20 protein-coding genes are annotated in these 25,260 nt (G+C 42.1%); 3 read left to right on the top strand and 17 right to left on the bottom strand.

The genetic code is table 11. The features are described from left to right. The 5 genes from BXY41_RS02660 to glf form a co-directional block, all read right to left on the bottom strand. Complete coding sequence (locus tag BXY41_RS02660) at nucleotides 1-1,122, bottom strand: DegT/DnrJ/EryC1/StrS family aminotransferase (RefSeq protein ID WP_104434281.1); 1,122 nt, start codon at nucleotides 1,120-1,122, stop codon at nucleotides 1-3. Between the two features lie 35 nt (nucleotides 1,123-1,157). Next, nucleotides 1,158-2,078 carry a glycosyltransferase family 2 protein gene (locus tag BXY41_RS02655; protein WP_170072166.1) on the bottom strand — a complete coding sequence of 307 codons (921 nt, stop codon included), beginning with the start codon at nucleotides 2,076-2,078 and terminating at the stop codon, nucleotides 1,158-1,160. A 23-nt stretch (nucleotides 2,079-2,101) separates the two neighbouring features. Next, a complete protein-coding gene (locus BXY41_RS02650) occupies nucleotides 2,102-2,998 on the bottom strand; it encodes a glycosyltransferase family 2 protein (RefSeq protein WP_104434277.1) in 897 nt (298 codons plus the stop codon). Nucleotides 2,999-3,009: 11 nt separating this feature from the next. Next, nucleotides 3,010-3,987 (bottom strand): glycosyltransferase family 8 protein, encoded by a 978-nt coding sequence (locus BXY41_RS02645; RefSeq protein WP_104434275.1) that lies wholly within the window; start codon nucleotides 3,985-3,987, stop codon nucleotides 3,010-3,012. A gap of 72 nt (nucleotides 3,988-4,059) precedes the next feature. Then, complete coding sequence (glf, locus tag BXY41_RS02640; protein ID WP_104434273.1) at nucleotides 4,060-5,169, bottom strand: UDP-galactopyranose mutase; 1,110 nt, start codon at nucleotides 5,167-5,169, stop codon at nucleotides 4,060-4,062. Nucleotides 5,170-5,329: 160 nt separating this feature from the next. Here glf and BXY41_RS02635 point away from each other — a divergent pair, with 160 nt between their 5' ends. After that, the gene (locus BXY41_RS02635) at nucleotides 5,330-5,806 is read left to right on the top strand and encodes a GNAT family N-acetyltransferase (protein ID WP_242980020.1); all 477 of its coding nucleotides are present in this window, start codon (nucleotides 5,330-5,332) and stop codon (nucleotides 5,804-5,806) included. Nucleotides 5,807-5,856: 50 nt separating this feature from the next. Here the strand turns inward: BXY41_RS02635 and leuA are convergent, their stop codons facing one another. From leuA to srtB, 5 genes are all read right to left on the bottom strand, one after another. Beyond that, on the bottom strand, nucleotides 5,857-7,521 hold the full coding sequence (leuA, locus tag BXY41_RS02630; RefSeq protein ID WP_104434271.1) for a 2-isopropylmalate synthase: 1,665 nt from the start codon (nucleotides 7,519-7,521) through the stop codon (nucleotides 5,857-5,859). Nucleotides 7,522-7,778: 257 nt separating this feature from the next. Next, nucleotides 7,779-8,933 (bottom strand): toxic anion resistance protein, encoded by a 1,155-nt coding sequence (locus tag BXY41_RS02625; protein WP_104434269.1) that lies wholly within the window; start codon nucleotides 8,931-8,933, stop codon nucleotides 7,779-7,781. After that, nucleotides 8,930-10,192, bottom strand: coding sequence for a 5-bromo-4-chloroindolyl phosphate hydrolysis family protein (locus tag BXY41_RS02620; protein WP_104434640.1), 1,263 nt, complete (start codon nucleotides 10,190-10,192; stop codon nucleotides 8,930-8,932). The genes BXY41_RS02625 and BXY41_RS02620 overlap by 4 nt, the downstream gene beginning before the upstream one ends. Nucleotides 10,193-10,338: 146 nt before the next feature. Next, entirely contained in the window at nucleotides 10,339-11,694 is a 1,356-nt protein-coding gene (gene glmM, locus BXY41_RS02615; protein ID WP_104434267.1) for a phosphoglucosamine mutase, read from the bottom strand. A 77-nt stretch (nucleotides 11,695-11,771) separates the two neighbouring features. Then, complete coding sequence (gene srtB, locus BXY41_RS02610; RefSeq protein WP_104434265.1) at nucleotides 11,772-12,527, bottom strand: class B sortase; 756 nt, start codon at nucleotides 12,525-12,527, stop codon at nucleotides 11,772-11,774. 144 nt (nucleotides 12,528-12,671) lie between these two features. On the opposite strand from srtB, the gene BXY41_RS02605 reads away from it, so the two are divergent. Then, nucleotides 12,672-13,871 carry an AfsR/SARP family transcriptional regulator gene (locus tag BXY41_RS02605; protein ID WP_104434263.1) on the top strand — a complete coding sequence of 400 codons (1,200 nt, stop codon included), beginning with the start codon at nucleotides 12,672-12,674 and terminating at the stop codon, nucleotides 13,869-13,871. 46 nt (nucleotides 13,872-13,917) lie between these two features. Beyond that, on the top strand, nucleotides 13,918-14,391 hold the full coding sequence (locus tag BXY41_RS02600; protein WP_104434261.1) for a methylglyoxal synthase: 474 nt from the start codon (nucleotides 13,918-13,920) through the stop codon (nucleotides 14,389-14,391). A 49-nt stretch (nucleotides 14,392-14,440) separates the two neighbouring features. Here BXY41_RS02600 and wecB read toward each other — a convergent pair whose 3' ends face one another. The 7 genes from wecB to BXY41_RS02565 are packed head-to-tail and all read right to left on the bottom strand — an operon-like array spanning nucleotide 14,441 to nucleotide 25,241. After that, nucleotides 14,441-15,556: a non-hydrolyzing UDP-N-acetylglucosamine 2-epimerase gene (gene wecB, locus BXY41_RS02595; RefSeq protein ID WP_146088547.1), complete on the bottom strand. Its 1,116-nt coding sequence runs from the start codon at nucleotides 15,554-15,556 to the stop codon at nucleotides 14,441-14,443. A gap of 42 nt (nucleotides 15,557-15,598) precedes the next feature. Then, nucleotides 15,599-17,215 (bottom strand): TlpA family protein disulfide reductase, encoded by a 1,617-nt coding sequence (locus BXY41_RS02590; protein ID WP_104434259.1) that lies wholly within the window; start codon nucleotides 17,213-17,215, stop codon nucleotides 15,599-15,601. Further along, entirely contained in the window at nucleotides 17,212-19,176 is a 1,965-nt protein-coding gene (locus tag BXY41_RS02585) for an ArnT family glycosyltransferase (RefSeq protein WP_104434257.1), read from the bottom strand. The genes BXY41_RS02590 and BXY41_RS02585 overlap by 4 nt, the downstream gene beginning before the upstream one ends. A 32-nt stretch (nucleotides 19,177-19,208) precedes the next feature. Then, nucleotides 19,209-21,485 (bottom strand): cellulose biosynthesis cyclic di-GMP-binding regulatory protein BcsB, encoded by a 2,277-nt coding sequence (locus BXY41_RS02580; protein WP_104434255.1) that lies wholly within the window; start codon nucleotides 21,483-21,485, stop codon nucleotides 19,209-19,211. 16 nt (nucleotides 21,486-21,501) lie between these two features. Beyond that, a complete protein-coding gene (locus tag BXY41_RS02575; RefSeq protein ID WP_104434253.1) occupies nucleotides 21,502-22,794 on the bottom strand; it encodes a glycosyltransferase family 2 protein in 1,293 nt (430 codons plus the stop codon). 10 nt (nucleotides 22,795-22,804) lie between these two features. Beyond that, on the bottom strand, nucleotides 22,805-24,400 hold the full coding sequence (locus tag BXY41_RS02570; RefSeq protein ID WP_104434251.1) for a DUF2334 domain-containing protein: 1,596 nt from the start codon (nucleotides 24,398-24,400) through the stop codon (nucleotides 22,805-22,807). After that, nucleotides 24,378-25,241: a diguanylate cyclase domain-containing protein gene (locus BXY41_RS02565; protein ID WP_104434249.1), complete on the bottom strand. Its 864-nt coding sequence runs from the start codon at nucleotides 25,239-25,241 to the stop codon at nucleotides 24,378-24,380. Before BXY41_RS02565 ends, BXY41_RS02570 begins: the two co-directional genes overlap by 23 nt. Nucleotides 25,242-25,260 lie beyond the last annotated feature (19 nt).

Genomic DNA, 25,260 nt, shown 5'->3' with positions numbered 1-25,260 from the left:
CTATTTTCCTTTCTTTGCGGCACTTAAAATAATCTCGCATATCCTGTCCACATCTTCAAGAGGCAGATCTGCATAAAGGGGCAGGGTAAGAACACTGTCTGCTGCCCGTTTGGCATTGGGAAGATCAAGATCCGAAAAACGCTCCCTGTAGCATTCAAAATCCGTAATGAGGGGATAGAAATATTTTCTGGCAAAGATATTATGGGTAGCGAGAAGATCATATACCTGATTTCTGGTCAATTCAAACCCATCAAATGATACAGGAAAATATGCATAATTCTGACTGATTCCCTGCTTTATGGGATTAAGGTGAATTCCGGAAACTCCCTGTAAATGCTCCCGATAACGTTCTGAAACCAGTCTGCGTTTTTCAATATTTTCCTCTACATGACGCAGATTGCAAATTCCCATGGCAGCCTGGAATTCATTCATCTTTGCATTGCCGCCTATATATTCCACGGATTCTTTTCCGGTTATTCCAAAGTTTTTTAAATAATTAAGTAGAATTTCCAGGGATGGATCTTTAAAAGTAACTGCTCCGCCCTCTATGGTATTAAATACCTTGGTAGCGTGAAAGCTGAACATGGATGCATCTCCGTAGGTGCCGATTCCACGATGATTCACCTCTACTCCAAATGCATGTGCTGCGTCATAAATCACTTTTAAGTTGTGCTTTCTGGCTATGGACTCTATTTTATCCACATCGCAGACATTACCATATACATGCACCGGAAGAATCGCTGTGGTTTTATCTGTAATCAGCGCTTCAATCTGATCGGCATCGATGGTGTAGTCGTCGTCTCTGATATCGCAGAATACTGGCGTGAGATTATTTCTTATAATCGCATGGGTGGTGGAAGCAAAGGAAAAAGGGGTGGTAATCACCTCTCCGGTTAAGTTCATCGCCTGCAGCGCCATCTCAAGAGCCATATGTCCGTTCACAAACAGCAGAAGATTTTCCGCTTTTAAATATTCCTTCAGCTGATCCTTTAATCTGTCGTGAAATTCTCCCATATTGGTCATCCAGGCAGTTTCCCAGATCGGTTTGATCTCAGCAATAAATTCTTCGTAGGAAGGCATGGAAGCCCTCGTTACCAGTATTTCTTTTTCATTTGGTATCATTCTACCATTCTCCTCATTTCCCATGCACTGCTTTGTTAAATAGAAAACATCTGTCCAAGCGTTCTGACACGGGTACTTTTAAATAATTTGTATTTTAAAATAGTCTTTATTTTCCCTGCTCTGCTTTTACGGCGAAGGGTTATAAATTCTTCAAACAACTCTCTCTGAGAGGGAGTCATGAACTGTCTGTAAATAGAAAGAAAGGATTTTGCCTGTTCAAACAGGAGACGGTAATTTTCATGAACTTTCTCCTGTCTGCTCATTCTCTCCGACAGCTGTTTCATGCCGCTTTTTGCACCAACCTGATTGTTACCATGCTGTCGGTAGCGAACCAGCGGACGGTCAATATAGGAAATTTTCCCAAAACAGCTTGCCACAAGACCGAGCCACCAGTCATGCATGACACAGGTATCCGGGATTTGCTCCGTCAGATTTCTTAAGGACCGGTTAATCATCATGGTATTGCCTGTGATATTATTTTCCACCAGATAATGGCTGGTGCGGTTATCGTTAACTCCGATCTTCTGGTATCTTGCCATGGAAGTATGAAGTACCGTTCCCGCAGCATCAGTCACAGACAAATCTGAATGGATCAGAATAGGCATATCCTTTCCCCATATCTTTTCCATCTTCCTCATCTCTCTTAAGGTAACCTCTACTTTATCCGTCAGCCAGATATCATCCTGATCACAAAACATCAGATACTCATCAGACACAGATTTTAAAAGCCGGAAGAAATTGTCTCTGGCACTTCCTGATGGTTTTAAATTCTTTAAGCTTTTTATCCGGTCTGGAAACCTGCTTTCATATTCTGAGATGATTTGGGGAGTTCTGTCAGAGGAACCGTCATCGGAAATTAAAATGGTAAATTCCTGATAGGTCTGTCCCAAAAGTGATTCCATCTGTTCTTTTAGATATCTTTCTCCGTTACAGGCAGCCAAAAGTACTGTTATCATTCTATCCCCTCTTTCCCTGTCGTTTACCATGACATTCCCAGAATCTCTGTTAAAAACCAGATCTCAAACATGAGAAATTCCAGGAATGCTTTTGCAGCAAATTCCTGAAACCGGTTTATTTTTAAATATTTTTTATAGTAATGAAGCTTACTTTTATGAAGCAGCGCCTGTTTTTTCAGAATGGAACTAACGGATTTGTCAATGGAGACGGAATGAAGATGGAGATAAGTCCGGTCAAGAAGCAGAAGTGTCCGGTACCCCTTTTTCTTCAACTGAAACCCAAGAATCTTTTCTTCATAATAGAGAAATACTTCCTCATCATAAAGGCCGCATGCCATCATCGCCTTCAAGTCAGCCAGTAAAAGAGAACCAGGAACTGCATCCGCCCACGCACAGCATTCCGTTGCCACAGGTGTTTTCAGTTGAAATGCCCGTTTCCCCGGTTCATCTGTGAGCCACCGTCTAAATAACCGTCGTGTAACCAGCCCTGTATCAAGCAAATCTTCAAACAGACCAGTCAGTTTCCAGCCCATCAGTCCTTCCCTGCCCCTTTGGTCTACCGGCACGGCGGCAGTGACTGCAATACGTTCATCCGTCATAAATGCGTTTTTCATGGCGGTAATCGTCTCCTCTGTAACCATGACATCGGGATTTGCAATTAACACATGGGTGGCACCAAGTTCCCTGTAAGCATAACGGATTCCCAGATTATTTCCATAACCATAACCGCCATTTTTTAAGGAGCCGATCACGTGTACCCGGCCGCCTTCTAAATCCTTTAGTCTGGCAACCGAATCATCTGTGGAATGATTATCCACCACAACAATGGAATCAAGAGAAGTATAATCTTTCATCCCCTGAACCAGTTTTAATGTGGTATCAGCATCATTGTAGTTTAAAATGATACAACTTACATTCATATCTGCTCCTTTTAAGATCCTTTTCTGGAATTTACAAGCTTCATTCCAAAACGGCGGCTGATAAAATCACGAAATGGAGGGCACAAATAGGTGCCATAATTCATAAGATGATAAGCTGCCATATAAAACCGGTTTCCTTTTTCCTTTGGAGTTCCTGCCCATGGGGTTTTCGCCAGATACTTGTCGTAAGCTCTGCGGTAGTGATTTAAATTTCCTTCCTTCCAGGGTCTCTCGTCCCCCATGAAATGAAGAATCGCCGGATGTCTGCCAGCTTCACGGAAGCCATTTTCAGTAATAAGTGCGTACACTGGAGACAGCCGGACTAAATGTCTGTAATGGAAATACCGGTAATTGGTAAAATAATTATAACGGGGAGAAAGAGGTCTGATTCTGCCCTTTAAACTCCCATTAATAGTATCCTGATCGCCTGCAAACAGTTTCCCTCCCTTGGACCTGTAAAAATCAAGAAGCTTCTTTTGAACATTCTCTTCTCTCCACCGGTTTAAGTCAATTAAAAGCACCCCTGAATTAAAATAGGGTTCTTCCGGTCTTAATCCGATTTCTTCTTTAATACAAGGATAAATGGTTGGCTCCATGACAGCGCCTAACAGGAACGGACCCAGATCAGCCTTCCATAATTTTTCCAAAGAAGACAATATCACGGTATCGCAATCCAGATAAAGTACCCGTTCCACATGTTCAGGGAGCACATCTCCTAAAAACAAGCGGGCCATAATGCTTAAATCAAATCCTCCTGTGTCCACCTCGTGGGAAAACCGTTCCTTTAAATTTCCCAGTTCAATCACAGAAAGCTCACGATCAAATTCCTGTGCGATCCCGCATAAGCGGTCTTTTGATTCCCTTGACAACCCCATGGATAAAACCCAGACATCAAGCGTTTCAATCTTTTGATTCCGATCAAGAAGAGAGTAGAGAGAAACAGCAAGGTGTCTGGCAAACTTATCGTTGGAAGCGTAAACTATATTCATAATATCCTCCCCGCATACCAATTTTATCGTTGTATTGTACTATATCTGATTAGAAAAGTAAACAGCCGGCGGCTAGGGGAGGAGGCCCAGTTCAGACTCAGCCATTTTAAAAGCAGACTCAATGACTTTGTCCATATCGTAATATTTATATTCTGCCAGTCTGCCTCCAAAGATAACGCGTTCCTCTTTTTGGGCAAGTTTTTCATATGCCTGATACAAGTTCTGATTAGTCTCATCATTAACGGGATAATAAGGTTCCATACCCTCACTCCAGTCAATGGGATATTCTCTGGTTATAACCGTCTTATCCTGGGTTCCGAACTCAAAATGTTTATGCTCAATAATTCTGGTATAAGGAGTTTCACGGTCTGTATAATTTACAACTGCAACACCCTGGTAATTGTCTGTATTAAGGGTTTCAGTCTCAAACTTCAGACTGCGGTACTCCAGTTTACCAAACTGGTATCCGTAGAAAGCATCGATCATTCCGGTGTATATGATTTTCTCTCCCAGACTGTCATATTGCTCCCTGTTATCTAAATAATCAACAGAAAGCTCTACATCGCAACCTTCAAATAGCTTGTCTGTAATTACGTTGTAACCGCCGATGGGAATGCCCTGATATAAGTCATTAAAATAATTATTGTCATAGGTAAACCGTACAGGGAGACGCTTAATAATAAAGGCCGGAAGCTCCTTGCAATCTCTTCCCCACTGCTTTTCCGTATAACCCTTTACCAGTTTTTCGTAGATATCCGTTCCCACCAGGCTGATTGCCTGCTCTTCCAGATTTTTCGGCTCACTGGTAATCACCTGTCTCTGCTCATGAATCTTTGCTTTTGCCTGTTCAGGAGTTGACACCCCCCACATCTTGCTGAAGGTATTCATGTTAAAAGGAAGATTGTACATTTCTCCTAAATAGTTGGCAACGGGACTATTGGTATACCGGTTAAACTCTGCCAGCTCATTGACAAACTGCCAGACCTTACGGTTGCTTGTATGGAAAATATGAGCGCCATACCGGTGTACATGGATTCCTTCTGTCTCTTCGCAATACAAATTGCCACCTAAATGTTCCCTCTTTTCAAGGACCAGACATTTCTTCCCCTGTTTCCTGGCCAGATAGGCAAATACGCCGGAATAAAGACCACCTCCGACAAGCACATAATCATATTTCTTCATCTTTACTCTCCTGTCGTTTTATAAACTGAATTAATTATACTAGAGTCTTTCAGAAAAGTAAACGCCGGTTCTATATGTGTAATTTTAAATAATCATTGTTTCAATAAATAGATGGGTTTATAATTATTATGAATGTGAGAGGAGATGATATTTAAACACAATGAGTGAGAATAATAATATTCAAACAGCACTTCAGATGATAGAGGCTGATATTAACACAGATGAATCTCTGTCACTGTTAAATGAATTATCCGGAAGTCTCAATCACATAACCGGAAACAGCGGAGAATCCTCATTTTCAGTCAATGATATGGAAGATGAGAAATCAATTTTTGTCATTGCAAGAAGTGGAAGTAAGGCAGCAGGCTGCGGCGCAATACGCCGAATAGACGATTCCACTGGGGAATTAAAACGGATGTATGCAAAAGAACAGGGACTGGGTGTTGGCACTTCTATCTTAAATTTTCTTGAAAATAAGGCACTGGAATTTGGATATAGCAGACTGATCTGCGAAACCAGAAAAATCAACGCAGGCGCATGCAGCTTCTACATTAGAAACGGCTTTCACATTATTCCAAACTATGGGAAATATCAGGGGCGGGATGAAGCTGTTTGTTTTGAAATAAGAATCAGATAACTAAAAGGGATCCTGCCTCAAAAAGACTGGATCCCTTTCATTATCTGATATTAATAAAATAACCGGTTTACTGCACTGAAGATACCCCGGATAGACGCTCTGGTAATGTTGGAACTGATTCCCACACCATAAGTAGCCTTTCCGGTCTTTACATCAAGCAAATGGATGTAGGATGCAGCCTGTGCCCCTGATCCGGAAGCAAGTGCGTGCTCGTAGTAATCCAGCACCCGGATTTCGATACCAAGCTCCTTCTCCAGACCCTTTTGAACAGCATCGATGGGTCCGTTTCCCACACCCTCGAAAACTTTCTCCACACCATGGTCTGTGTAGCGGACTTTGGCAAGGGTTGAGAACTCCACATCTTCTTCTGCCTCTGTAATCTGGCTCTTTCTGAAATGAATGGGTTCCTTCCGTTCGGTATAGCAGCTCTTGAATTCTTCCAGAATCTGCTCTGGAGCAACCTCACCCTGCTTTTCGGAAATTGCCTGAATCACATCGGCAAACTCCTTGTGCATACCCTTTGGAAGCTTGAATCCATAGAAGGTATCCATGACAAAGGCTACGCCGCCCTTGCCGGACTGGCTGTTGATTCTGACAATTGGTTCATACTGTCTGCCAATATCGGAAGGATCGATTGGAAGGTAAGGAACCTCCCAGAATGGATTCTTCTTCTCATGCATCGCCTGCATACCTTTGTTAATGGCATCCTGATGGGATCCGGAAAATGCAGTAAAAACAAGTTTTCCCGCATAAGGGTGTCTTGGTTCCACTTCCATCTTGGTACATCGTTCGTAAACATCCACGATTTCACGGATATTTTCAAGATGAAGTTCCGGATTGATGCCCTGAGAAAACATATTATAGGCAACTGTTAAAATATCCACGTTACCGGTACGTTCTCCATTCCCAAGCAGAGTTCCTTCCACACGGTCAGCTCCTGCAAGAAGAGCCAGCTCAGTGGCTGCAATCCCTGTTCCTCTGTCATTATGAGGATGAACACTTAAAATAATGCTGTCACGGTTTTTGAACCGGGAATTCATCCATTCAATCTGATCAGCATATACGTTGGGAGTTGTCATCTCCACAGTGGAAGGAAGATTGAAAATAATCTTCTTTTCCGGAGTGGCTTCCCAGGTTTCCTGCACTGCCGTACAGATATCAAGTGCAAATTGAAGTTCCGTTCCGGTAAAGCTTTCAGGAGAATATTCAAGCGTAACTTCTCCCTTAAAATCCTGCATATACTGTTTCACCCACTGGGTTCCCTGTATGGCGATCTCCTTGATCTCATCCATCTCTTTGCGGAAGACCACATTACGCTGTAATGTAGATGTGGAATTGTAGATATGAACGATTGACTTCTTAACTCCCTCTAAGGCTTCAAATGTCCTCTTAATCAAATGCTCTCTGCACTGAACCAGAACCTGAATCACCACGTCATCAGGAATCAGTTTCCGTTCTACAAGCTGTCTTAAGAAATCAAACTCAATCTGGGAAGCAGCAGGAAATCCCACTTCAATCTCCTTAAAACCAAGTTTAATCAGAAGGTTAAACATCTCAATCTTTTCTTCCACCACCATGGGCTCAATAAGAGCCTGGTTTCCATCTCTCAAATCCACACTGCACCAGATCGGCGCTTTCTTAATCTCCCTGCACGGCCATTGTCTTTCCGGATAATCTACTACCGGTACCCGCTTATATCTTTCATAATTCAACATGTCTGATCTCCTCCATATTCCTTTTTTGTCTGTATTTTCTTCATAAAAAAATCAGTTCAGGCTTTGGAGTCGATAAATCACGCTGTATTTTTTGACAATGAACAACGTGGGTTTTAAAGGTCTAACCCCATCTGTCATCATTCCTTTGCAATAAAATCACATGCCGTGCTCTGACAAACCACCACGGTAAAGTGTTATGCTATTATAGCACGAGTAAAAATGACTTACAACAAAAACTTTAAAAACCACAGAATCTTTTACCTGCTCATCTGTAAAAGCTTGGTCTTTAATTCCCCTTCCATACGGGCAAGTTCCACTTCTGCTTCTTTTCGTTTTTGTCTTCCCTCTGCCTGAATCCGTACCACTTCATCAAGGGTTGTAATCAGGGACTCATTGGTCTTTTTCAGGGTTTCCATGTCAACGATTCCACGCTCTGACTCTTTTGCCGTCTCAATGGTTGCAGTTTTTAATACCTCTGCATTCTTTCGAAGCAGCTCGTTGGTCATGTCGGTCACTTCTCTTTGTGCCTTTGCAGCCTGCTCTGAATGATTGATTCCGATGGCAAGAACCATCTGACTCTTCCAGAGAGGAATGGTGTTGACAAGGGTGGACTGGATCTTCTCTGTCATTAAGGTATCATTATTTTGAACCAGTCTGATCTGGGGCGCCATCTGAATGGAAATCATGCGGGTGAGCTCCAGGTCATGGATCTTCTTTTCAAAACGTCCGCACATGGCAGACAAATCATTGGCTGCCTGGGCATCCTCCGGAAGACCGCTTTTTGCCGCCCGTTCCATTAACAGAGGGAGCTCTTCCTGCTGAACTTTTGCAAGTTTTCTCTTTCCAGCCAGGATATACATGGTCAGTTCTTTAAAATAAGTGGTGTTTAACTCATACATTTTATCCAGAAGGGCAATGTCCTTTAAAAGCTGAATCTGATGATTCTGAAGGATCTTGCAGATCTGGTTCACATTGGTCTCCGCTGATGCATACTTCGCTTTCATGTTATCAAGGCGGTTAGCACTCTTTTTAAAGAAACCAAAAAAGCCTTTTTCCTCTCCTTCCGTTTCAAAGCTTTTTAACTCTGTCACCACATTGGTGAGCATCTGTCCCACTTCACCCAGATCCTTTGATTTTACATTATCAAGGGCTGACTCAGAAAAATCAGCGATCTTCTTTTGTGCTCCTGCGCCATACTGAAGAACCATATTGGAATCTTTTAAATTAATTTTATCAGCGAAATCAGAAACCAGACGTTCTTCCTCTGGTGTAAGCTCCGGTGCAGGCACTGGTTCAGATACAGGTACTGCCTCGGTCAGTGCATGTCCCTCTTTCACACCTTCTTTCTGATCAAATGGTGTAAGGGTCAGCTGCGGCGCTTCATTTATCATCTCTTCCAAATCTTTGCTCATTCTTTATTTCCTCCTGTAAAATCACTTTCGGCCCATCCATTCTTCTTTAACATTGTCTGGAGTACCGATGCATCCGTGGTAATGTCCATAGCCGTATCCTGGTACAGATCATCAAGCAGCCGTTCAAAAGCCAGATTGATGGTATCAAGAGTTCCTTCAATTTCTTTTTTTGCATTGATAATATTATTGCCTTCTATGCCTGTGCTGTCAAAATCCCGGTAAGCATTCACCAGCTTTACCGTTGTAGGGAGGTAGTAGTCCATAAACTGCTCCATCTCTCCCATTTGATCCGGATGTTTTAAAACAGTGTCAAAAATTCTCTGTATTACATCCTCCAGCATGGATATTTTTCGGGAAATCACTTCGCCCGGAATGGCGTCATTGGCTTCTTTTAATATTCTCAGGTAATCTCTTCCCTGAGTCATCATTTTCTGTAACGCTTGATTTTCCTGGGTTTCATTGTCTGATATCTGTCTCAGTTCTTCCTCTTTTTCCCGCTCCTTTAACGCTTTCTGGCACTCCAGATACTGGTTATATGTGGCTTCGCTTAATATCAGGCAGGTTTTCTGCTCGTCTAAGTGTGCCTGGGGGAAAATACCCAGTCTCATCATTTTCTCCACGTCTTTTAATACATATTCCTTTGATTTGCCAATACTTGCAGCCAGTTCCTCCAAATTACAATACATTCGTTTTTCGGACTGTTTTGCATAGATTCTGGCTCTTTTTAATCTTCCATTTATGGCGATTCCGGAAAAAAGCATGCAGCCGGAAACAATTCCTGCTACCAGTAGAAAGGTAAACGCACCGGCTGCCGCCCATGCGACAGGTTTTAAAATCATGGAAGCAAAAAGAGATATCAGAATCCCAATCAGATCAATCCCAAGAAAAAGACTTCCAAAAATGGTTAAAAGTACTCCGCCCACACGCCCCTGCTGGTTAATTTTAATCTCCTGTTTCCCTGCTCCTGCTAATGAACTGCCTGTACGCTCTTTTACCGTGCGGCTGGTCTGAAACGCCCGGTATCCCGGTTCGTCATCTGCCGCCTTCTCCACCTCACCAGTTTCACCCCTGTTATCCCGTACCGGCGGCTGCGTCCAGCTTTTTGTTCCTTTTGCCAGCTGATTTTTTGCTTCATCCAGGGCAAAATTTACGGAATCGGATATGATTCGGTTCAGCTGGTTAAAATCTCTGGAATCAATGGCACTTTGCACCGTACTGCGGATTTGTTCTCCTAAGTTTGATTTATCTTTTTTATCCATATTTCCGATCTCCCAAAATAAATTTGCAGATAAATACAATGATATCATGAATTGTCTTCATTTACAATGAGACGCCGTTATTAAAACTGAAAAAGTCATTGAAAAACCGGCTGTTATCTTCGGTTTTCAATGACTTTCATTTACAATCAGGAAATGACGTGACCTCTTGATTTCATGACATCAATTACCTGCTCCACGTACTGCTCACATGTTTTTAAATCAGCTGCTTCTACCATGACTCGAACCACCGGCTCGGTACCTGACTGGCGAAGAAGAATTCTTCCGCTGTCTCCAAGACTTTGTGCCACTTTCTCCACTTCCGCTTTAACCGCTTCGTCATCCTGAGCCGCTGTCTTGTCGTGAACCCGTACATTCTTTAATACCTGTGGAAAGATCTCCAGCTCAGAAGCCAGCTTTCCAAGGCTTTCTTTCTTTTCCAGAATTACTTCCATTACCTTTAATGAAGTCAGGATTCCATCTCCGGTTGTTGCATGCTTACTGAATATGATATGTCCTGACTGTTCGCCGCCAAGACAGTTTCCATTGGTTACCATGTTCTCATAAACATATTTGTCACCAACTGCTGTTTTTTCGTAATCAATCCCTTCCCGGTCCAAAGCTTTATATAACCCGAAATTGGACATCACAGTTGTAACCACTTTGTTATTTTTAAGCAGGCCCTGCTCTTTCATATATTTTCCGCAGATGTATAAGATACCATCTCCATCAACTACATTTCCGTTCTCATCAACGCACAGACAGCGGTCTGCATCTCCATCGTAAGCAAAGCCCACATCAGCCCCTACCTCTTTCACAAACTTCACCAGCTGTCCCATATGGGTGGAACCGCAGTTCGTATTAATATTCAAGCCATTTGGCTCGTTGCTGATCACATGAGTCTCTGCGCCAAGTGCATCAAATACATTCTTTGCAATGGCGGAGGCGCTACCGTTGGCACAGTCCAGTGCCACTTTTTTATTTTTAAAGGATCTGGTTGCCGTAGAGATCAGATAGCCAATATAACGGTTTCTTCCTGCTGCAAAATCCACTGTTCTTCCGATCTTATCCTGGGTTGCAAATGGCAGTTCTCCCATCTCTCCGTCTAAATATTTCTCAATCTCCGTGATGACAGATTCTTCTAACTTCTCTCCCTTTTCATTAATCACTTTAATCCCGTTATCGTAGTATGGATTATGGCTTGCAGAGATCATGATCCCGCAGGAAAATCCTTCTGTACGGACAACATAGGATACGCTGGGGGTGGTGGTGACATGAAGCAGATAGGCATCGGCTCCTGATGCGGTAAGACCTGCCACAAGAGAATATTCAAACATATAGCTGCTGCGTCTTGTATCTTTTCCGATAACGATCCTGCATACTTCAGCCGGTTTTTTCTGTCCATAGTACCAGCCTAAAAAGCGGCCTACCTTAAACGCATCCTCAACAGTCAGCGTAACATTTGCTTCTCCTCTAAAACCATCTGTTCCAAAATATTTACCCATTTTATTAATTCTCCTTTATAAATCTGTCGTTATACAATTTGATTTGTAATATACCATATATTTTTATTCTTTTCAATCTAAGGGACTAATGCTGCATATAGAATGGTTCTTGCATCATCAAATTCATAGCTGCAGGTAACAAATGACCACAGAGTTTTAATTGGCTCTTGGGGTGCCTGATAAAACATGCCGTTCTTTGTCATCTCATCCACATACAGGGAAAAGCTCTCATCTGATTCAAATTTTGTTTTTCTGCGTATTCCGCCTGCATCCGTATAAAGCACAGTGACCGGCCGCAAATGGAATTCCTGCTGCGGTGTATAGATCACAATATCCTGATGGGCACGATAAAAAGATTCCTCTTTATACTTTATGATATCCTTAAACATGGAACCATCTTTCATATGATGCCCATAAATTATGTTATGCCTTCCGGAAAAATCAGGTTCACTGTCACAGTCAAGAAATATGGTTCCTGACGGATTCTTTTTTCCATCAAAATCCGTATCCAGGTAAGTATCATTGTTGTCCGTGTGGACGATAGGGTAATCAATACTCGTATCAGCAATGCGGATCCAGCCAACAATGTCAGGATTAATCTTTTTTAGTTCATCAAAAGAAATAGGAGATACATAAGGTTCTTCTTTCTCTTTCTGTGTTTCCGACGGGGCAGTCACGCTCTCTTCTGGTTCCTTTGCCAGCTCAGCCAGGCTTTCATACAGGTTGTCAGAATACTGCCTGTCACGGTAATCAAAGTAAAGCACTCCGGCTCCCACAGCCAGAAGCAGAAATGCAAGTATAAGAATTCCTGTCGACAGTTTTTTTCTGTTCATAGCAATCTCCTGCTTTCTTTTTCATATTCTTCCGCTTTAGTATAGCTTATTTTAATAAAAATCTCAATCTTTTATAAGCTGCGCTAGACTTTTAACGTTTTTTTCTATATACTAAGGAAAGAAAATGTTACTTTGGAGAAAACTATGAAAAATCAAGAGACGATCATTTATGTGAACATGCTGGGTGGATTCTCCGTTACCATCGGAGACAAAATAATTGTTGATCAGAATAATCAGGCTAAAAAACCATGGAGTCTTTTGGAATATTTAATCACGTTTCGTGGCAGGGATATTCCCGTTGATGAATTAATCGATCTGTTTTGGAAAGATGAAGCCAGCAATAATCCTGCTGGCGCTTTAAAGACGCTGATGTTCCGCGTGCGAAAGCTTCTTGAGCCACTTGGGTTTCCCACTCAGGAACTGGTATTTCAAAACAGAAAGGCATATGGCTGGACAAGGGATCTTACCACCGTATGCGACACGGACAAGTTCGAAGAGCTTTGTCTGCAGGCTGATAGCAAGGAATTTCCAGAAGAGACCCGCCTGAAACTGTCAATGGAGGCATTTAACCTTTATAAAGGAAACTTTCTTCCAAAATCCGAATGGGAATCCTGGGTAATCCCGATCCACACCTATTATCATACCCTATATCAGAAATTAGTGAAAAAGATCCTGGTAATGTTAGATGACAGAAAGGATTATCCTACGATGATAGATGTCTGCCAGCAGACAATCTCCATCGATCCTTATGGGGAAGAAGCACATTACTATCTGATCTATGCTCTGTACCAGAGCGGCAACCAGATGATGTCCCTGGAACATTACAAACGGGTAAACGACATGTTCTACAACGAGTTTGCCATCACTCCATCTATCCGCTTTAAAGAGCTGTATAAAATGATCAGCGATAAAAAGCATGGAATCACCATGGATTTAAGCACCATCAGGGAGATTCTTTTAGAGGGCGGAACCAATAAGGGAGCATTTTGCTGCGAGCCTTCCGTATTCCGGGATATCTACCAGCTGGAGGCCAGAGCCATAGAGCGAACCGGCGATTCCATCTTTTTATGCCTGCTAACCATCAGCAATTTAAAGGGTGAGTTATTAAAGCCAGCGGTACAGACCCGTGCCATGGATGAACTGGGCAGTTCCATCCGCAACTCTCTTCGCAGAGGAGACGTTTACAGCCGTTACAGCGTAAGCCAGTATCTGATGCTTCTTCCTACTGCCACCTATGAAAACGGAGAGATGGTTTTAAAGCGGATTATTCAGAATTTTAAAAAGGAATATTCCAGAAAAGATCTGTCCATTACCTACTCTCTGCAAAGTGTTCTGCCGTTTTAAATGAGGTTCTGACACTCTTATTAATACCTACAACAGGAGGACTATGATGTTACAGGAAGATTTTATTACACTGACGCTTCAAAAGCAAAAAAACATTGCGCTGATTGCCCATGATAACGAAAAACATTCATTAATTGAATGGTGCACCGAACACAGGGATATTTTAAAAAACCACACTCTGTGCGGTACCGGCACTACTGCCCGTATGATTACAGATCAGACAGGCCTTCCGGTAAAAGGCTATAACAGTGGTCCTTTAGGCGGAGACCAGCAGATCGGTGCAAAGATTGTAGAAGGCAGGATTGATCTGATCATCTTCTTTTCTGATCCCCTGACTGCACAGCCTCATGACCCTGATGTTAAAGCACTGCTTCGTATTGCCCAGGTTTATGATATTCCCATTGCCAACACCCGTGCAACTGCAGATTTCATCATTACCTCTCCTCTTATGGAGTCTACCTATGAGCATCAGGTAATTAATTTTAATAAGAATATCGCGGACAGAGCAAAATCATTATAGGTTCATTCATATTAGTACAGGCCTTCCTGTTTTACATGCAGAGCCTGTACTATTTGTTTTCCTTATTTTCCTTCTTTTCCAGTAAAATATCTGCAATTCTTCTGCTCGCTTCTCCATCACCGTAGGGATTATCTGCACTGCGCATCCTGTCATAGAGCCCATTATCATCCAATAAACTTATTACGGCTTCGTAAATACGTTCTTCTTCAATCCCAACCAAAAGCAGCGCTCCAGAATCAACTCCTTCCGGCCGCTCTGTTGATTTGCGAAGAACAAGCACCGGTTTTCCCAGGCTTGGTGCCTCTTCCTGTATTCCCCCGCTATCCGTTAAAATAAGATCTGCTCTCGCCATAAAATTATGAAAATCAATTACGTCCAGTGGTTCAATCAGACGAATCCGTTCCTCTCCCTCTAATACAGTACCGGCAATTTCCCTGACACGCGGGTTTAAGTGAATGGGATAAATAACCTTAACCTCAGGATGTGCATCAGTGATCCGTTTGACCGCACGGAAAATCTGTCTCATGGGTTCCCCTAAATTTTCTCTTCGGTGTACAGTCAGCAATATCAGCCGGCTTCCCAAAGACCACGTTAAAAGCTCATGGCTGTAGTCCGCTCTCACTGTAGTTTTTAATGCATCAATTCCTGTGTTCCCTGTGACAAATATGGCAGAAGGATTCTTACCCTCAGAAATTAAATTCTCCCTGGATTTTTCCGTGGGAGCAAAGTGATAGTTTGCAATGATACCAATGACCTGTCTGTTAAATTCCTCAGGATAGGGGGAATAAATATCATAGGTTCTTAACCCGGCCTCCACATGTCCCACCGGTATCTGCATATAAAAACAGGCAAGGGCACAGGCAAATGCCGTGGAAGTATCCCCATGAACCAATACGATATCTGGCTTTTCTTTTTCCAGAACCTCACGAATCATATTTAAAATGCTTACGGTAATTTCGAAAAGTGTCTGCTTTTCTTTCATAATGGAAAGATCATAGTCCGGATTAATTGAAAATGCATCTAAAACCTGCTTTAACATGGATTTATGCTGACCTGTTACACAGACGCAAACCCTTGCTTCTTTCCTGCCTCTCAACTCAATTACCAGAGGGCACATTTTAATGGCCTCTGGTCTTGTCCCAAATACCAGCATAATATTCTTCACGGCACAAAACTCCTTTTATGTTAATTAATTTTGCCAAATCAGTCAGTCTGCCGGTTTTCCAGTATATTCATACGCCAGCATTGCCATAACCTGATCAAAAGATGTGATGCCGCTTCCATCTTCCAGCCCAAATGCCCCGTAATAGGGATAAGCGGTATCCATAATCCTCATTTTTTCCATTTTCTTCAGAGCTTTTCCCTGGAGTTTTTTATCTCCTTCTATTTCCCCAATCATGGCGATCAGCGCATAAACAGCCGTTGAATCATAATTATAACCTTCCACTACCGTTCCATCTGTTTTGTATCGTGCTTTCACACCGCCTGCATCCATTTGCGTTTTTAGCCAGGCTATGGTATCATCCCCCAGCAAACCAGCCTCTGCCAGGTGAAGCAGCGTGACCATGGCTTCTGCAGTATTTAAATCATCAGAAACATATGAGTTTTTATTATAATCATACCAACTGTAATACAGAGGAAATCCTTCACTTATTTTCCCTCCAAGAATTAATTTCTTCGCTGACTCATAAGGCTGTGTAAAACGTTCATCCAGGACCGCCAGCCGGGACATAACCGGTAAGTCTCCATAGCAGAGGGTAAAGCGGTCAGCATATTTTTTATAACCGGAATCATAGAAATCCACATAATTTCTATTGTGTATTCCGTATTTTGCAATTTCGTCTGAATAACTGGTTATTAACTGGTCATAACCGCCCCATAAATCATTGGCAGAGAGCAGTGCACCCAGGATACGAAAATCATCCAAAAGTGAATTCACCTCCGACGGCTTGTCATTGCTGACGTTCCAACTGGTTATACCATTTACCCGCATTACCCCGTTGATATAAGAGAGAATTTTTTCAAATAGCTGCTGATCTTTTCGCAATAACGCATATTCCAGCATCACGCCCTGAGTTTCGCTTAGAACATCGCTTTTTATGGCACTGTCTGCCTCAGGATCATAAATTGTATGAACTCCTCCCCGGTCATCCATGAGATGGTTCCGGACAAAATCCCCAGTCACCTTCCCGCTTCCTTCTGTCAGATCTTTTAAATATCCTTCAAATACAGAGGTCTTTTCAATCGGCTTAATACTCCATGACCGGATCACTCCATGCTCGTCCAGAAACAATGTGGTTGGGATGGCATGAAGGCCAAGCTCCTGACAGGCGGTCATATCTTTGTCATAGTAAGTATCCATGGCAATTCCCTGTTCTGACAGATACCTTTTTGCTGTCTCTTTTGTTTCCTTTTTATTATCTGTTCTATTTATAAGAATATAATTGATGTCGCCATAAACTTTTGAGGTATTTAGGAACTCCCTGATATGAGAAAGTTCTTTTCTGCAATCCGGACACCAGCTGGCCCAGAAGGTTATTATGGCCGGCTTTCCCAGAAAATCTTTCATTGTCACTATGTCCCCTGATTCATTCGTAAAGCGGATGTCAGGAATTTTCTCATTGATATTGCAGTTTTCTGGAAAAATCGCCGTGATATCATCAAGAGAAGTTTCATCTGCGTTTCCCCTCTGACTTTTCAGCAATTCCTCCTTATTGAAATAGTGAGACAGGAAAAGAAGACCCCCTGCAGTAAATACCGTAAGAATGCAAAGGATCATAATTAATATCTTCTCCACTCTGCTTCGCGGAAGGGTCTTTTTCATCCCTTATGTCCCCTTTCCTCATGTTTACTGGGCACCTTTCCTGTCTCTGCAATCTCTTCCAGTTCCAGAATAAGCTCCTCTAAATCGGAATGTTCCGATCTCGCCGGTTCCTTCTTTATCTCTTTCTCTGTTTCTTTTTCCTGTGATATCTTTGGAGATGTCTCAGCGGAAGAAACCTGGTTCTTTTGTTTCATAAAGAGATCGGGCTGGGTATAAGCTTCTGAAACAGTAACAGTAACATTGCCGTTTAAAATGGCCGACTGCATATCAAAAGCATTGGTCATACTTTTATAGCGCTGCTCAATGGCTTTATGTTCTTCTAATTCAAATTGTTTTAATGCAGTCTCTTCCCTGATTTGTTGTTCATTTTTCAGCTGCTGTTCCCAGTCAGAAGTATTTACAAATGTTACAGCATTTTCAAAAATATATTTTATTCCTACAGATGCAATAATTATAAATACAGGTAAAATATGGAAATGATACCGATTCTGGCTTTCAACCATAAGATGCATGGCTGCTGTCCCTAAATAAACCAGAACCAGAACATAAAGAGAGGACGCCTTTCTTTGCAGCAGATAAATCAAAGTCAGAAAAGAAAAGAGCACAGCCACCATATAAACAATCTGGCTGGCGCTTTTTGCCTGATTGAGAAATACTGCCCTGTCTGGAGTCAGTTCATTTTGCTCTTTTAAGAAAGCCAGATTCCAGTCAGCCCCATAATTATCATTTTCCCACAGCAATTCGTATTTTTTTATAAACAGGTTAAATAATCCCCCCGGCCCTGCAGACAACCGCTTAAATGCCAGATTCCGGCAGGCAGTCTGTGCTTCTATGGGCGAACCGGTCCGTTCCAGATTCTCATATAAGTACCTGGAATCTTCTTCATTCCATCCCCCGCCGGATTCCTGATTAAGTCCCACCAAAAGATTATAGCCAAAGGACTGGCTGAAGGAGGGTGTTGATTTATTAATGGTGAGTTCTATATCTGTATTAAGAACACTGGATACCGCCATATAGGCCAACACAATGAGCGCTGCCCTCATAAATCCCCTGGCCAGAAATCTTACCCAGACAGAAATGCTGTTGAGTGGTATTTCCGGTAATTTGGACTTAAGTGGAATCAGAAATATAAGGATTGCAATTAATAATATTACGGCCATTGGACGGATTGCCGCAGTTACTGCAATCAGACAGCCAAGGACAATATGAAGAAGAACTCCTCTGATCCCATGCTTAGTGGCACCATCATAATCCATGACCAAATGAAGAAAAAGCAGCACACACAGGTATAAGAAAAATGTAAAGGAGTATTCCGCTGCAAGCATATTGACGTAAAGGATTTGAGATGGCCAGAATGCCGAAGCTGTAAGTGCTGCCAACCCTGCCATTCTCCCACCCAGCTTCCTGGCAATCCTGTAAATAAGAAAAACCGTTCCAACGGAAAACAAGACATTGGCTATCTGTCCGTTTAAGATGCTGGTTCCAAATACAACAAAAATAGTTTTTAAAATATAGCAGTAACCCAATATATGGGGAAACATCCCAATGTAGTTGCAATAACCTTCTCCCTTTTCCTGCAGAACCCCTTCCTTTAACATTTTAGCTATCTCGTAATAGGTTTTATAATCAGATGCCGGTTCCATAGGCAGATTCCGTATGACGAAACGTCTGGCTGCAAATGCCAGAACCAGAATAAGAATGACGTAAATTACTTCCATCGCCAAAAGGTAATTATGATATTTTTGAAGCTTCGCAGTGATGGAAAGTCTGGCAGACAGGAGCGCCAGGAAGTTTACTCCTGCCCAGGTAAGGAAGAAGATGAGAATGAGCATCCCTTTCATTGCATAAGGATATTCCTGATTTCCCTGTGCATCGGAGACGCCTGCAATCAGGATGTACCCCATGCCTGCAATTGATAACGCAATACAGAAATGATAAAACCAGTTTTTCTCCAATCTCATCCTTATCTTCACCCCTTTCCAAAATTATCTGCCTATTCTTCATTCTTTTTTCTGTATACCCGTATCCGCAGCAAAATAATGATTACGGCAAACAGCATTAAAAACATAGCTGATGTTGCAATGACTGTAAAAACAAGGGATTTCTTATTCCGGACCAGTTTCTCTGCCAGAGTGGGACCTTCCTTCACTTCCTCAGCTTTTATAAACTTGAGAGTGGTGATATTCTGATTGGCATCTATCACCACACAGTCCTTTTTCAATTCTTCTCTTTTACTGCTGTCTCTCAGATAATCCTCAAGGTTCTTAAGGGTATCCTGGCTGCTTCCTGCCAGCACCAGCAGAGTCCGGTTAAGGGAATAGGGGGATTTTAACAGCTGCATAACCCCGATCTTTCCTGCATATTCCCTGGACAAAATCAGCTGATCATTGCTCTCAAAGGAGTTACCATCCTGAGAAAACTGAAATGCCAGATTGTTATTCACCTGGGCTAAAAACGTATTCCCAGACAGTGTACCCGCCGTAATGATGTTATAATCCCCATCGTCTTTATTAAATTCACCGGCCCGTTTCACAAGTATGGTTCCGTAAGGTTTTGCTTCCCTCCCATACATTGCCAGAGTCTGCCCCAGCAGATTCAGTTCAACAGGAGTTGGGTTATCACCAATTACCAGCAATACGTCATTGAATTTTCCGTTCCGGCTAAAAGGTGAGACTCCGGAATCAAAAGACAATCTCATATCTGCTGCAGGCGGCAAAAATATGGCAGATTCTCTGGATACATAGGCCCAGGGCATATCACTCTGCCTGGGAGTACAAATTAAATCAGGAATTTCCAGGTCAAATGCTATTTTCAAACTGGCAGCAGACGTTCCTATGACATCAGCTGGCATTTCAAAGTTCAGTTCATCACCGGACGCCTTTTCCTGGCTGAGGCGCTTGCTGGCGCAGGGAACATCACCCCAGAAAACAGTGATCAGAGATCGTTTAAAATCCAGATTTTCACTGTAACGGAACTTTAAAACTACCTTACCGCCCTGTGCCAGCACAAAATCCCTGGAAACAGGAAGGTAGACATATTTTTCCTGATGAAACGGCCCTACAAAGGAAAGTCCGCTTCCCATAATATCCTCCAGAGTGTAATTCCAGGCAGTCAGATCACTTTGTTTTGCCGCGTTTACCGCCTGCTCCCCGCTTCCCTTTTCCACAACTGCAAGATTTCCGGTTTCCTGCTTCCGGCGGCTTTCATCCATAAGCATGTCAGCCGCTTCCTTTAGACTTGAGTCATCGTTTGATGTAATCAGCAGAAGGGGCTTTAAATTGGAATCATCAATAAAATTAACAATTGCATTTCCGGATGAATCCGGCGCCTTTGTCATTTTATCTTTATACTCGGCAGGAAGATTGTTATAATCCGATATGAGTATGGTATCGGAAGGACTATTGGACTTTAAATCAGAGATTCGGCATAGTTCAATTTCATTTCTTTTTCCGGTCTGCTTACTTAAATCCGCCATCAGGCTCATGGCAGCAGCTACTTCTCCTGATGCAGCTTCATCAGATACAGCAATGAAAAGTCCCTTTCCAGTGGGATTATAAGTTGACATAAATGGATACGGATAAAATGAAATCCTGTGCTCAGGATCCCTGCTTTCATAGCCGCATCTGATATAAGATGTGTCAGCAATACCCAGCCAGTTGGCATCCGAATAATCATCGACGCAGCCCTGCTGATCAAACAGTCTGGCATAAGCAGATATAGAAAAGGAATTATAACCGGAACGAACCTGATCCATGGGGATTTTCACATACAGAATCTGGGAATTGCCGTCTTTATATTCCAGCTTATTAGACTGGATGGGGACATCATTTATTGCAAAGGTAACAGATGAGGCAGCGCTCTCAATGAGCTGGCTTACATCATACTGAATTTTTGCATATACATATTTTGTATCCCAGTAATCCTCCACATAAAAATACAGATCCGTGGAAGAATAAATGCCTTTTAGCGTTTTCCTGTAAAAAAAGTTGTCCTGGGTATGACTGACCGGTTCATATACGGGCTCATTCTGATCTGGTAATGGAGCAGATTCAGGCTCTGCAACAGGAAGAAGATGGATCTCATCCTCTTTTTTGGAGTCTGTCTTTTCAGCCTGTTTTTTTCCACGGGTATTACTAACTGCCGCAGCATTGACATTTAATGCGTACGCTGCCAGAGGGGTTATCGTCAGGATAAACAGCATCAGACAGACTGCGGATATTTTTCCCGGCCTCTTAATTTTCTTCTTAACTATATCCATCAACGTTGTCATAGTCGTCTCCTTATTTTCAAACCTGCTTCGTATTTTTTACGGCTTTCTCAGTCATTTCCTCAAAGCGTTCCGTCTTGTCCCAGACAACTTCTTTTTGATAGAGCGCATCCCGGATTCCCTGAATCATGCCATTTGCTACAACCAGAACCCACATTTTTGCATAAGTAAACAGCATGACAAAGGTGAGAAGTATATTATTAATATTGAATTCATTTCTTTCCACCGATAAGGTAATTGCTACATTTAAAACGAACAGCAAAATTGCCATTTCCCACAGCAAAGAGGAAAATCCCCCTAAGGTCACATGACCAAGTCCCAGAATTCCAATGACAAAAATAATATCCGAAAAAATGAGGGAGCTGAACATCAGTAAGTAAACCAGGGCGTAATAGATCACATCCAGCCTCATGATTCCTGCATGGGGATCAAAGGCATATTTAAAATTACTTTTTAATACATATAAATTGCCTTTTACCCACCTGGTTCTCTGCTTAAACCATTGCTTCAGTTTCTGTGGCTCCTGCTCCCAGGTGACTGCCTGAGGAATAAATTTAATATAATAGCCCATTCTGTACAGACGAAAACTGATTTCTGTATCTTCTGCTAGTGCATTTACATCCCAGCCACCCATCTGGTCAATTAATTCCCGCCTTATTACGTAATTGGTTCCGGGAATGGTGCACAGTTTGAAAAAGAAAAATCTTCCGGCCTGGTTCATGCACTGATAAGCCAAAGTTTCAATGTTTACAAATCTTGTCAGTAAAGATGCATATTTATTTCTGGTTCGGAACTTACCAATCACCGCCCCCAGCTTATCGTCTGACATCAGATTTTCCACAAGAATCTTAAGAGCCTGCTTCTCTGGTGTATTATCTGCATCATAAATGGCAATGACAGAACCGGAAGCCACTGACAGGGCAATATTTAACGCATTGGATTTTCCTTTCCCCCCCACTACCCGGTCTGTATTGATGACGATAATTTTTGCAGACGGATTGTTATGCTGAATGGTTTTTAAAACCTGAGCGGAATCATCGGTAGAGTTGTCATTAACAACGATGATCTCATACCGGTCCTTGGGATAATCAAATTTTATCAGTGCCTCCATGGTTTTTTTCAGCACAATACTTTCATTATGGGCAGGAACCATAACCGTTACGATTGGGTACTCCAAAACCGTATGATGTCCATCCGTGCGGTACATTCTCATAATGTAAATATAACCGCCTATAGAGAGCAGAATATTTATAAACAGCAGCCCCCAGATAGCAAAGATGGAATAGATTGCAAGAATATCAATAAATGACATGGCACTCTCCCTAATCATGAAAGAAATAATTTTTTCTGTTCTTTAATCTGGCCCAGAAAATCAGGAACACAAAAAGTATGGAAGTAAGTCCTACCGCAATCACCAGTCTTCTGCTCTGGGTCGTCAAATCCCGTGAAAACCGCTGAAGCATATTACGGCGATAATTGTATTGTTCCGGATAAACAGTGGGGGTAAAGCTTAAATCCATTTTTTTCTCATTCAGAATTAAATCTCCATTTTTATAAGTCATCAGCTGTTTGTCCAGCCAATAGCTGTGCTCCACATCCCAGAGACTTTTTAAAGGTACAAAGGAGCTTTGACAGACTTCCACTTTTCTTTGGATCTCCTCAATATCCTCGTCCAGACCAATGGGTACTGCAGTCGAATAAACGGATAAATAACTGACATTCGTATCATCCACAGGAATGGATGCCCCGACCCATTGATGTCCGTCTTTATAAACCTCATTGTGATCCATATCTTCCTTACTTAAATAAGAATCCACCTCATCGGAAGAAAAAATTGTTTTAAAATGACTCATAATTTCGATGGTATCTTTATGAAACATCCAGTTTTGTGGTACTTCTAAAGCCAGTGGATAAACTCCCTGTTTGTTGTATATGGTCATTGCCCGGGCAAGATAATCAAGCATTACCTCTTTATCCAGCGGATTCATCTGGTCAATGGGGGCGTTAATAATTACTGCACCGCCTCCAGCCTGGGCGAATCGCAATACTTCACAAAAATGTGTCATGGAAGGATAGTCTCCGTTTACATACATAGGCATCACAGAGATCACAAATGGAATTTTTCTCTCTATCATCAGTTTCACTGCCTGTAACAGCTTTTCTGGATCTTCATAAGGGTAGACTTTGTCAATTAAGATGTACTGGGCAAATATGTGAGGATTACCGTTATACGGCCATTTCCACTTTGAAACCTCTCTGGTCATAGCCGCCCGAACCAATTGACTGCTTCTATCAGCAACAGGGATATGGGTTAATCTGCCATCTTTTGCGCAAAAATATCCATTTTTATGATCGACTGTTACTATGCCATTTTGGTAGGAGGAATTTTTCAAAAATATAAAATAATCTTCTCGTACCAGACCATGTTTACTTTCTGAGCCATAGAACGAATATTGCAGCTGTCCCACAGTGCTGTTTAACAGTTCATACTGATCGGACCTGTTTGTGCTATCCAGATAAGTTTTGAAATACTGATTTCCTATAAATAAAATATGGGGTGATTCCATTTTCCCATCAATTGCGCTTCTGGCTTCATATCGACTTAGTCTGCTGGTAAATCCAGGCGGACTCTGTTCTAAATCATAGCAGATCACATAGGAGAACCCATCCAGATACTCCATCCCCCAGGAAGCCGGGCCATAGCTGATTTTAAAGCTTTGAAAGGTCAGGAGTTTTACAAGATCCTCCACCGCAGCCTTCGTATTATCATCAGCATTATCCTGATAGATAATCAGGATATCTCCTTTTGGCACCTCTTCTGCCAGGGAAGACACCGTTTTTCCCAAACTGGCAAAAGAAATCAACAGGAATCCCACAATACAAAATAAGATTTTTTTATACATCATACTGCAGTTCATTTTCCACCCTCTGTTTAAAGAGAATCATATTGTTTTCATAAATCTCTTTTTCATATTCCAGACTTGCCATCTTTACTTCTATCTTGATTGCTTTATCAGTAATGCCGCTAAAAGCATCCCGTTCAGAAATCCGGTTTCTGATCCTCCTCATTGCTATCTCACTACCCTCTTTGCCGCAGGTCAGTATAACAGCCAGAGATCCTTTATTATCAATGGAATAGGTCTTATCTTCCACCCGAACCGTATCTACCACAAGTTCAGCCAGTCTCTGTATTACAAGCTCATAATTTTGCCTGGACAATACGCTTTTTAGCTCCGCTTCATATTTCAGCATGATTATCATAAGGGAAAGGGACATCTGGTTTCTCTCAGCATAAGCGGCCAGAACATTAAGATCATTGTAAAGACTTCTCAGATTGTAGAGTTTTGTCAGCGGGTTCAGCACAACCAGTTCATCTACCTGCCTCCTTAACATGTCATTTTCAAGCTCCAGTCTGTTGGTTCCTGATACGAACAGATACATGGCTGCAGCAGAAATAAGGGGTATGAGAATCCAGATATAGCTGTAAAACGGAATTTCAATATCATAGGATAAGAATAAATACAGCCGGTAAGCAGTATAGAAGGTGACCTCTATTCCAGCCAGTACAAGGGACAATGAAAACAGCTTAAACCCTGAAAATAAAATCACGAAAAATGTTCCAAGAAGCATGATAACCGCTTCAAGCATGGTGGATTTTTCTGAGTAGCTGACTACCATTGCTCCTGCAAATAAGCAAAACAACAAAATTACCAGTCCAATATCCTGCAAAAGATAACCAAACGAATGTCTATTTGTCATTATTTTCCTCACATTTCAA

Source organism: Lacrimispora xylanisolvens (assembly GCF_002934545.1).
GTDB classification, from domain to species: domain Bacteria; phylum Bacillota; class Clostridia; order Lachnospirales; family Lachnospiraceae; genus Lacrimispora; species Lacrimispora xylanisolvens.
This window is presented reverse-complemented; position numbering and strand designations above follow the sequence as displayed.

Coding starts and splice junctions, on each gene's coding strand:
- BXY41_RS02660 (WP_104434281.1), bottom strand. CDS start 1,122: ATGATACCAAATGAAAAAGAAATACTGGTAACGAGGGCTTCCATGCCT.
- BXY41_RS02655 (WP_170072166.1), bottom strand. CDS start 2,078: ATGATAACAGTACTTTTGGCTGCCTGTAACGGAGAAAGATATCTAAAA.
- BXY41_RS02650 (WP_104434277.1), bottom strand. CDS start 2,998: ATGAATGTAAGTTGTATCATTTTAAACTACAATGATGCTGATACCACA.
- BXY41_RS02645 (WP_104434275.1), bottom strand. CDS start 3,987: ATGAATATAGTTTACGCTTCCAACGATAAGTTTGCCAGACACCTTGCT.
- glf (WP_104434273.1), bottom strand. CDS start 5,169: ATGAAGAAATATGATTATGTGCTTGTCGGAGGTGGTCTTTATTCCGGC.
- BXY41_RS02635 (WP_242980020.1), top strand. CDS start 5,330: ATGAGTGAGAATAATAATATTCAAACAGCACTTCAGATGATAGAGGCT.
- leuA (WP_104434271.1), bottom strand. CDS start 7,521: ATGTTGAATTATGAAAGATATAAGCGGGTACCGGTAGTAGATTATCCG.
- BXY41_RS02625 (WP_104434269.1), bottom strand. CDS start 8,933: ATGAGCAAAGATTTGGAAGAGATGATAAATGAAGCGCCGCAGCTGACC.
- BXY41_RS02620 (WP_104434640.1), bottom strand. CDS start 10,192: ATGGATAAAAAAGATAAATCAAACTTAGGAGAACAAATCCGCAGTACG.
- glmM (WP_104434267.1), bottom strand. CDS start 11,694: ATGGGTAAATATTTTGGAACAGATGGTTTTAGAGGAGAAGCAAATGTT.
- srtB (WP_104434265.1), bottom strand. CDS start 12,527: ATGAACAGAAAAAAACTGTCGACAGGAATTCTTATACTTGCATTTCTG.
- BXY41_RS02605 (WP_104434263.1), top strand. CDS start 12,672: ATGAAAAATCAAGAGACGATCATTTATGTGAACATGCTGGGTGGATTC.
- BXY41_RS02600 (WP_104434261.1), top strand. CDS start 13,918: ATGTTACAGGAAGATTTTATTACACTGACGCTTCAAAAGCAAAAAAAC.
- BXY41_RS02590 (WP_104434259.1), bottom strand. CDS start 17,215: ATGAAAAAGACCCTTCCGCGAAGCAGAGTGGAGAAGATATTAATTATG.
- BXY41_RS02585 (WP_104434257.1), bottom strand. CDS start 19,176: ATGAGATTGGAGAAAAACTGGTTTTATCATTTCTGTATTGCGTTATCA.
- BXY41_RS02580 (WP_104434255.1), bottom strand. CDS start 21,485: ATGACAACGTTGATGGATATAGTTAAGAAGAAAATTAAGAGGCCGGGA.
- BXY41_RS02575 (WP_104434253.1), bottom strand. CDS start 22,794: ATGTCATTTATTGATATTCTTGCAATCTATTCCATCTTTGCTATCTGG.
- BXY41_RS02570 (WP_104434251.1), bottom strand. CDS start 24,400: ATGAACTGCAGTATGATGTATAAAAAAATCTTATTTTGTATTGTGGGA.
- BXY41_RS02565 (WP_104434249.1), bottom strand. CDS start 25,241: ATGACAAATAGACATTCGTTTGGTTATCTTTTGCAGGATATTGGACTG.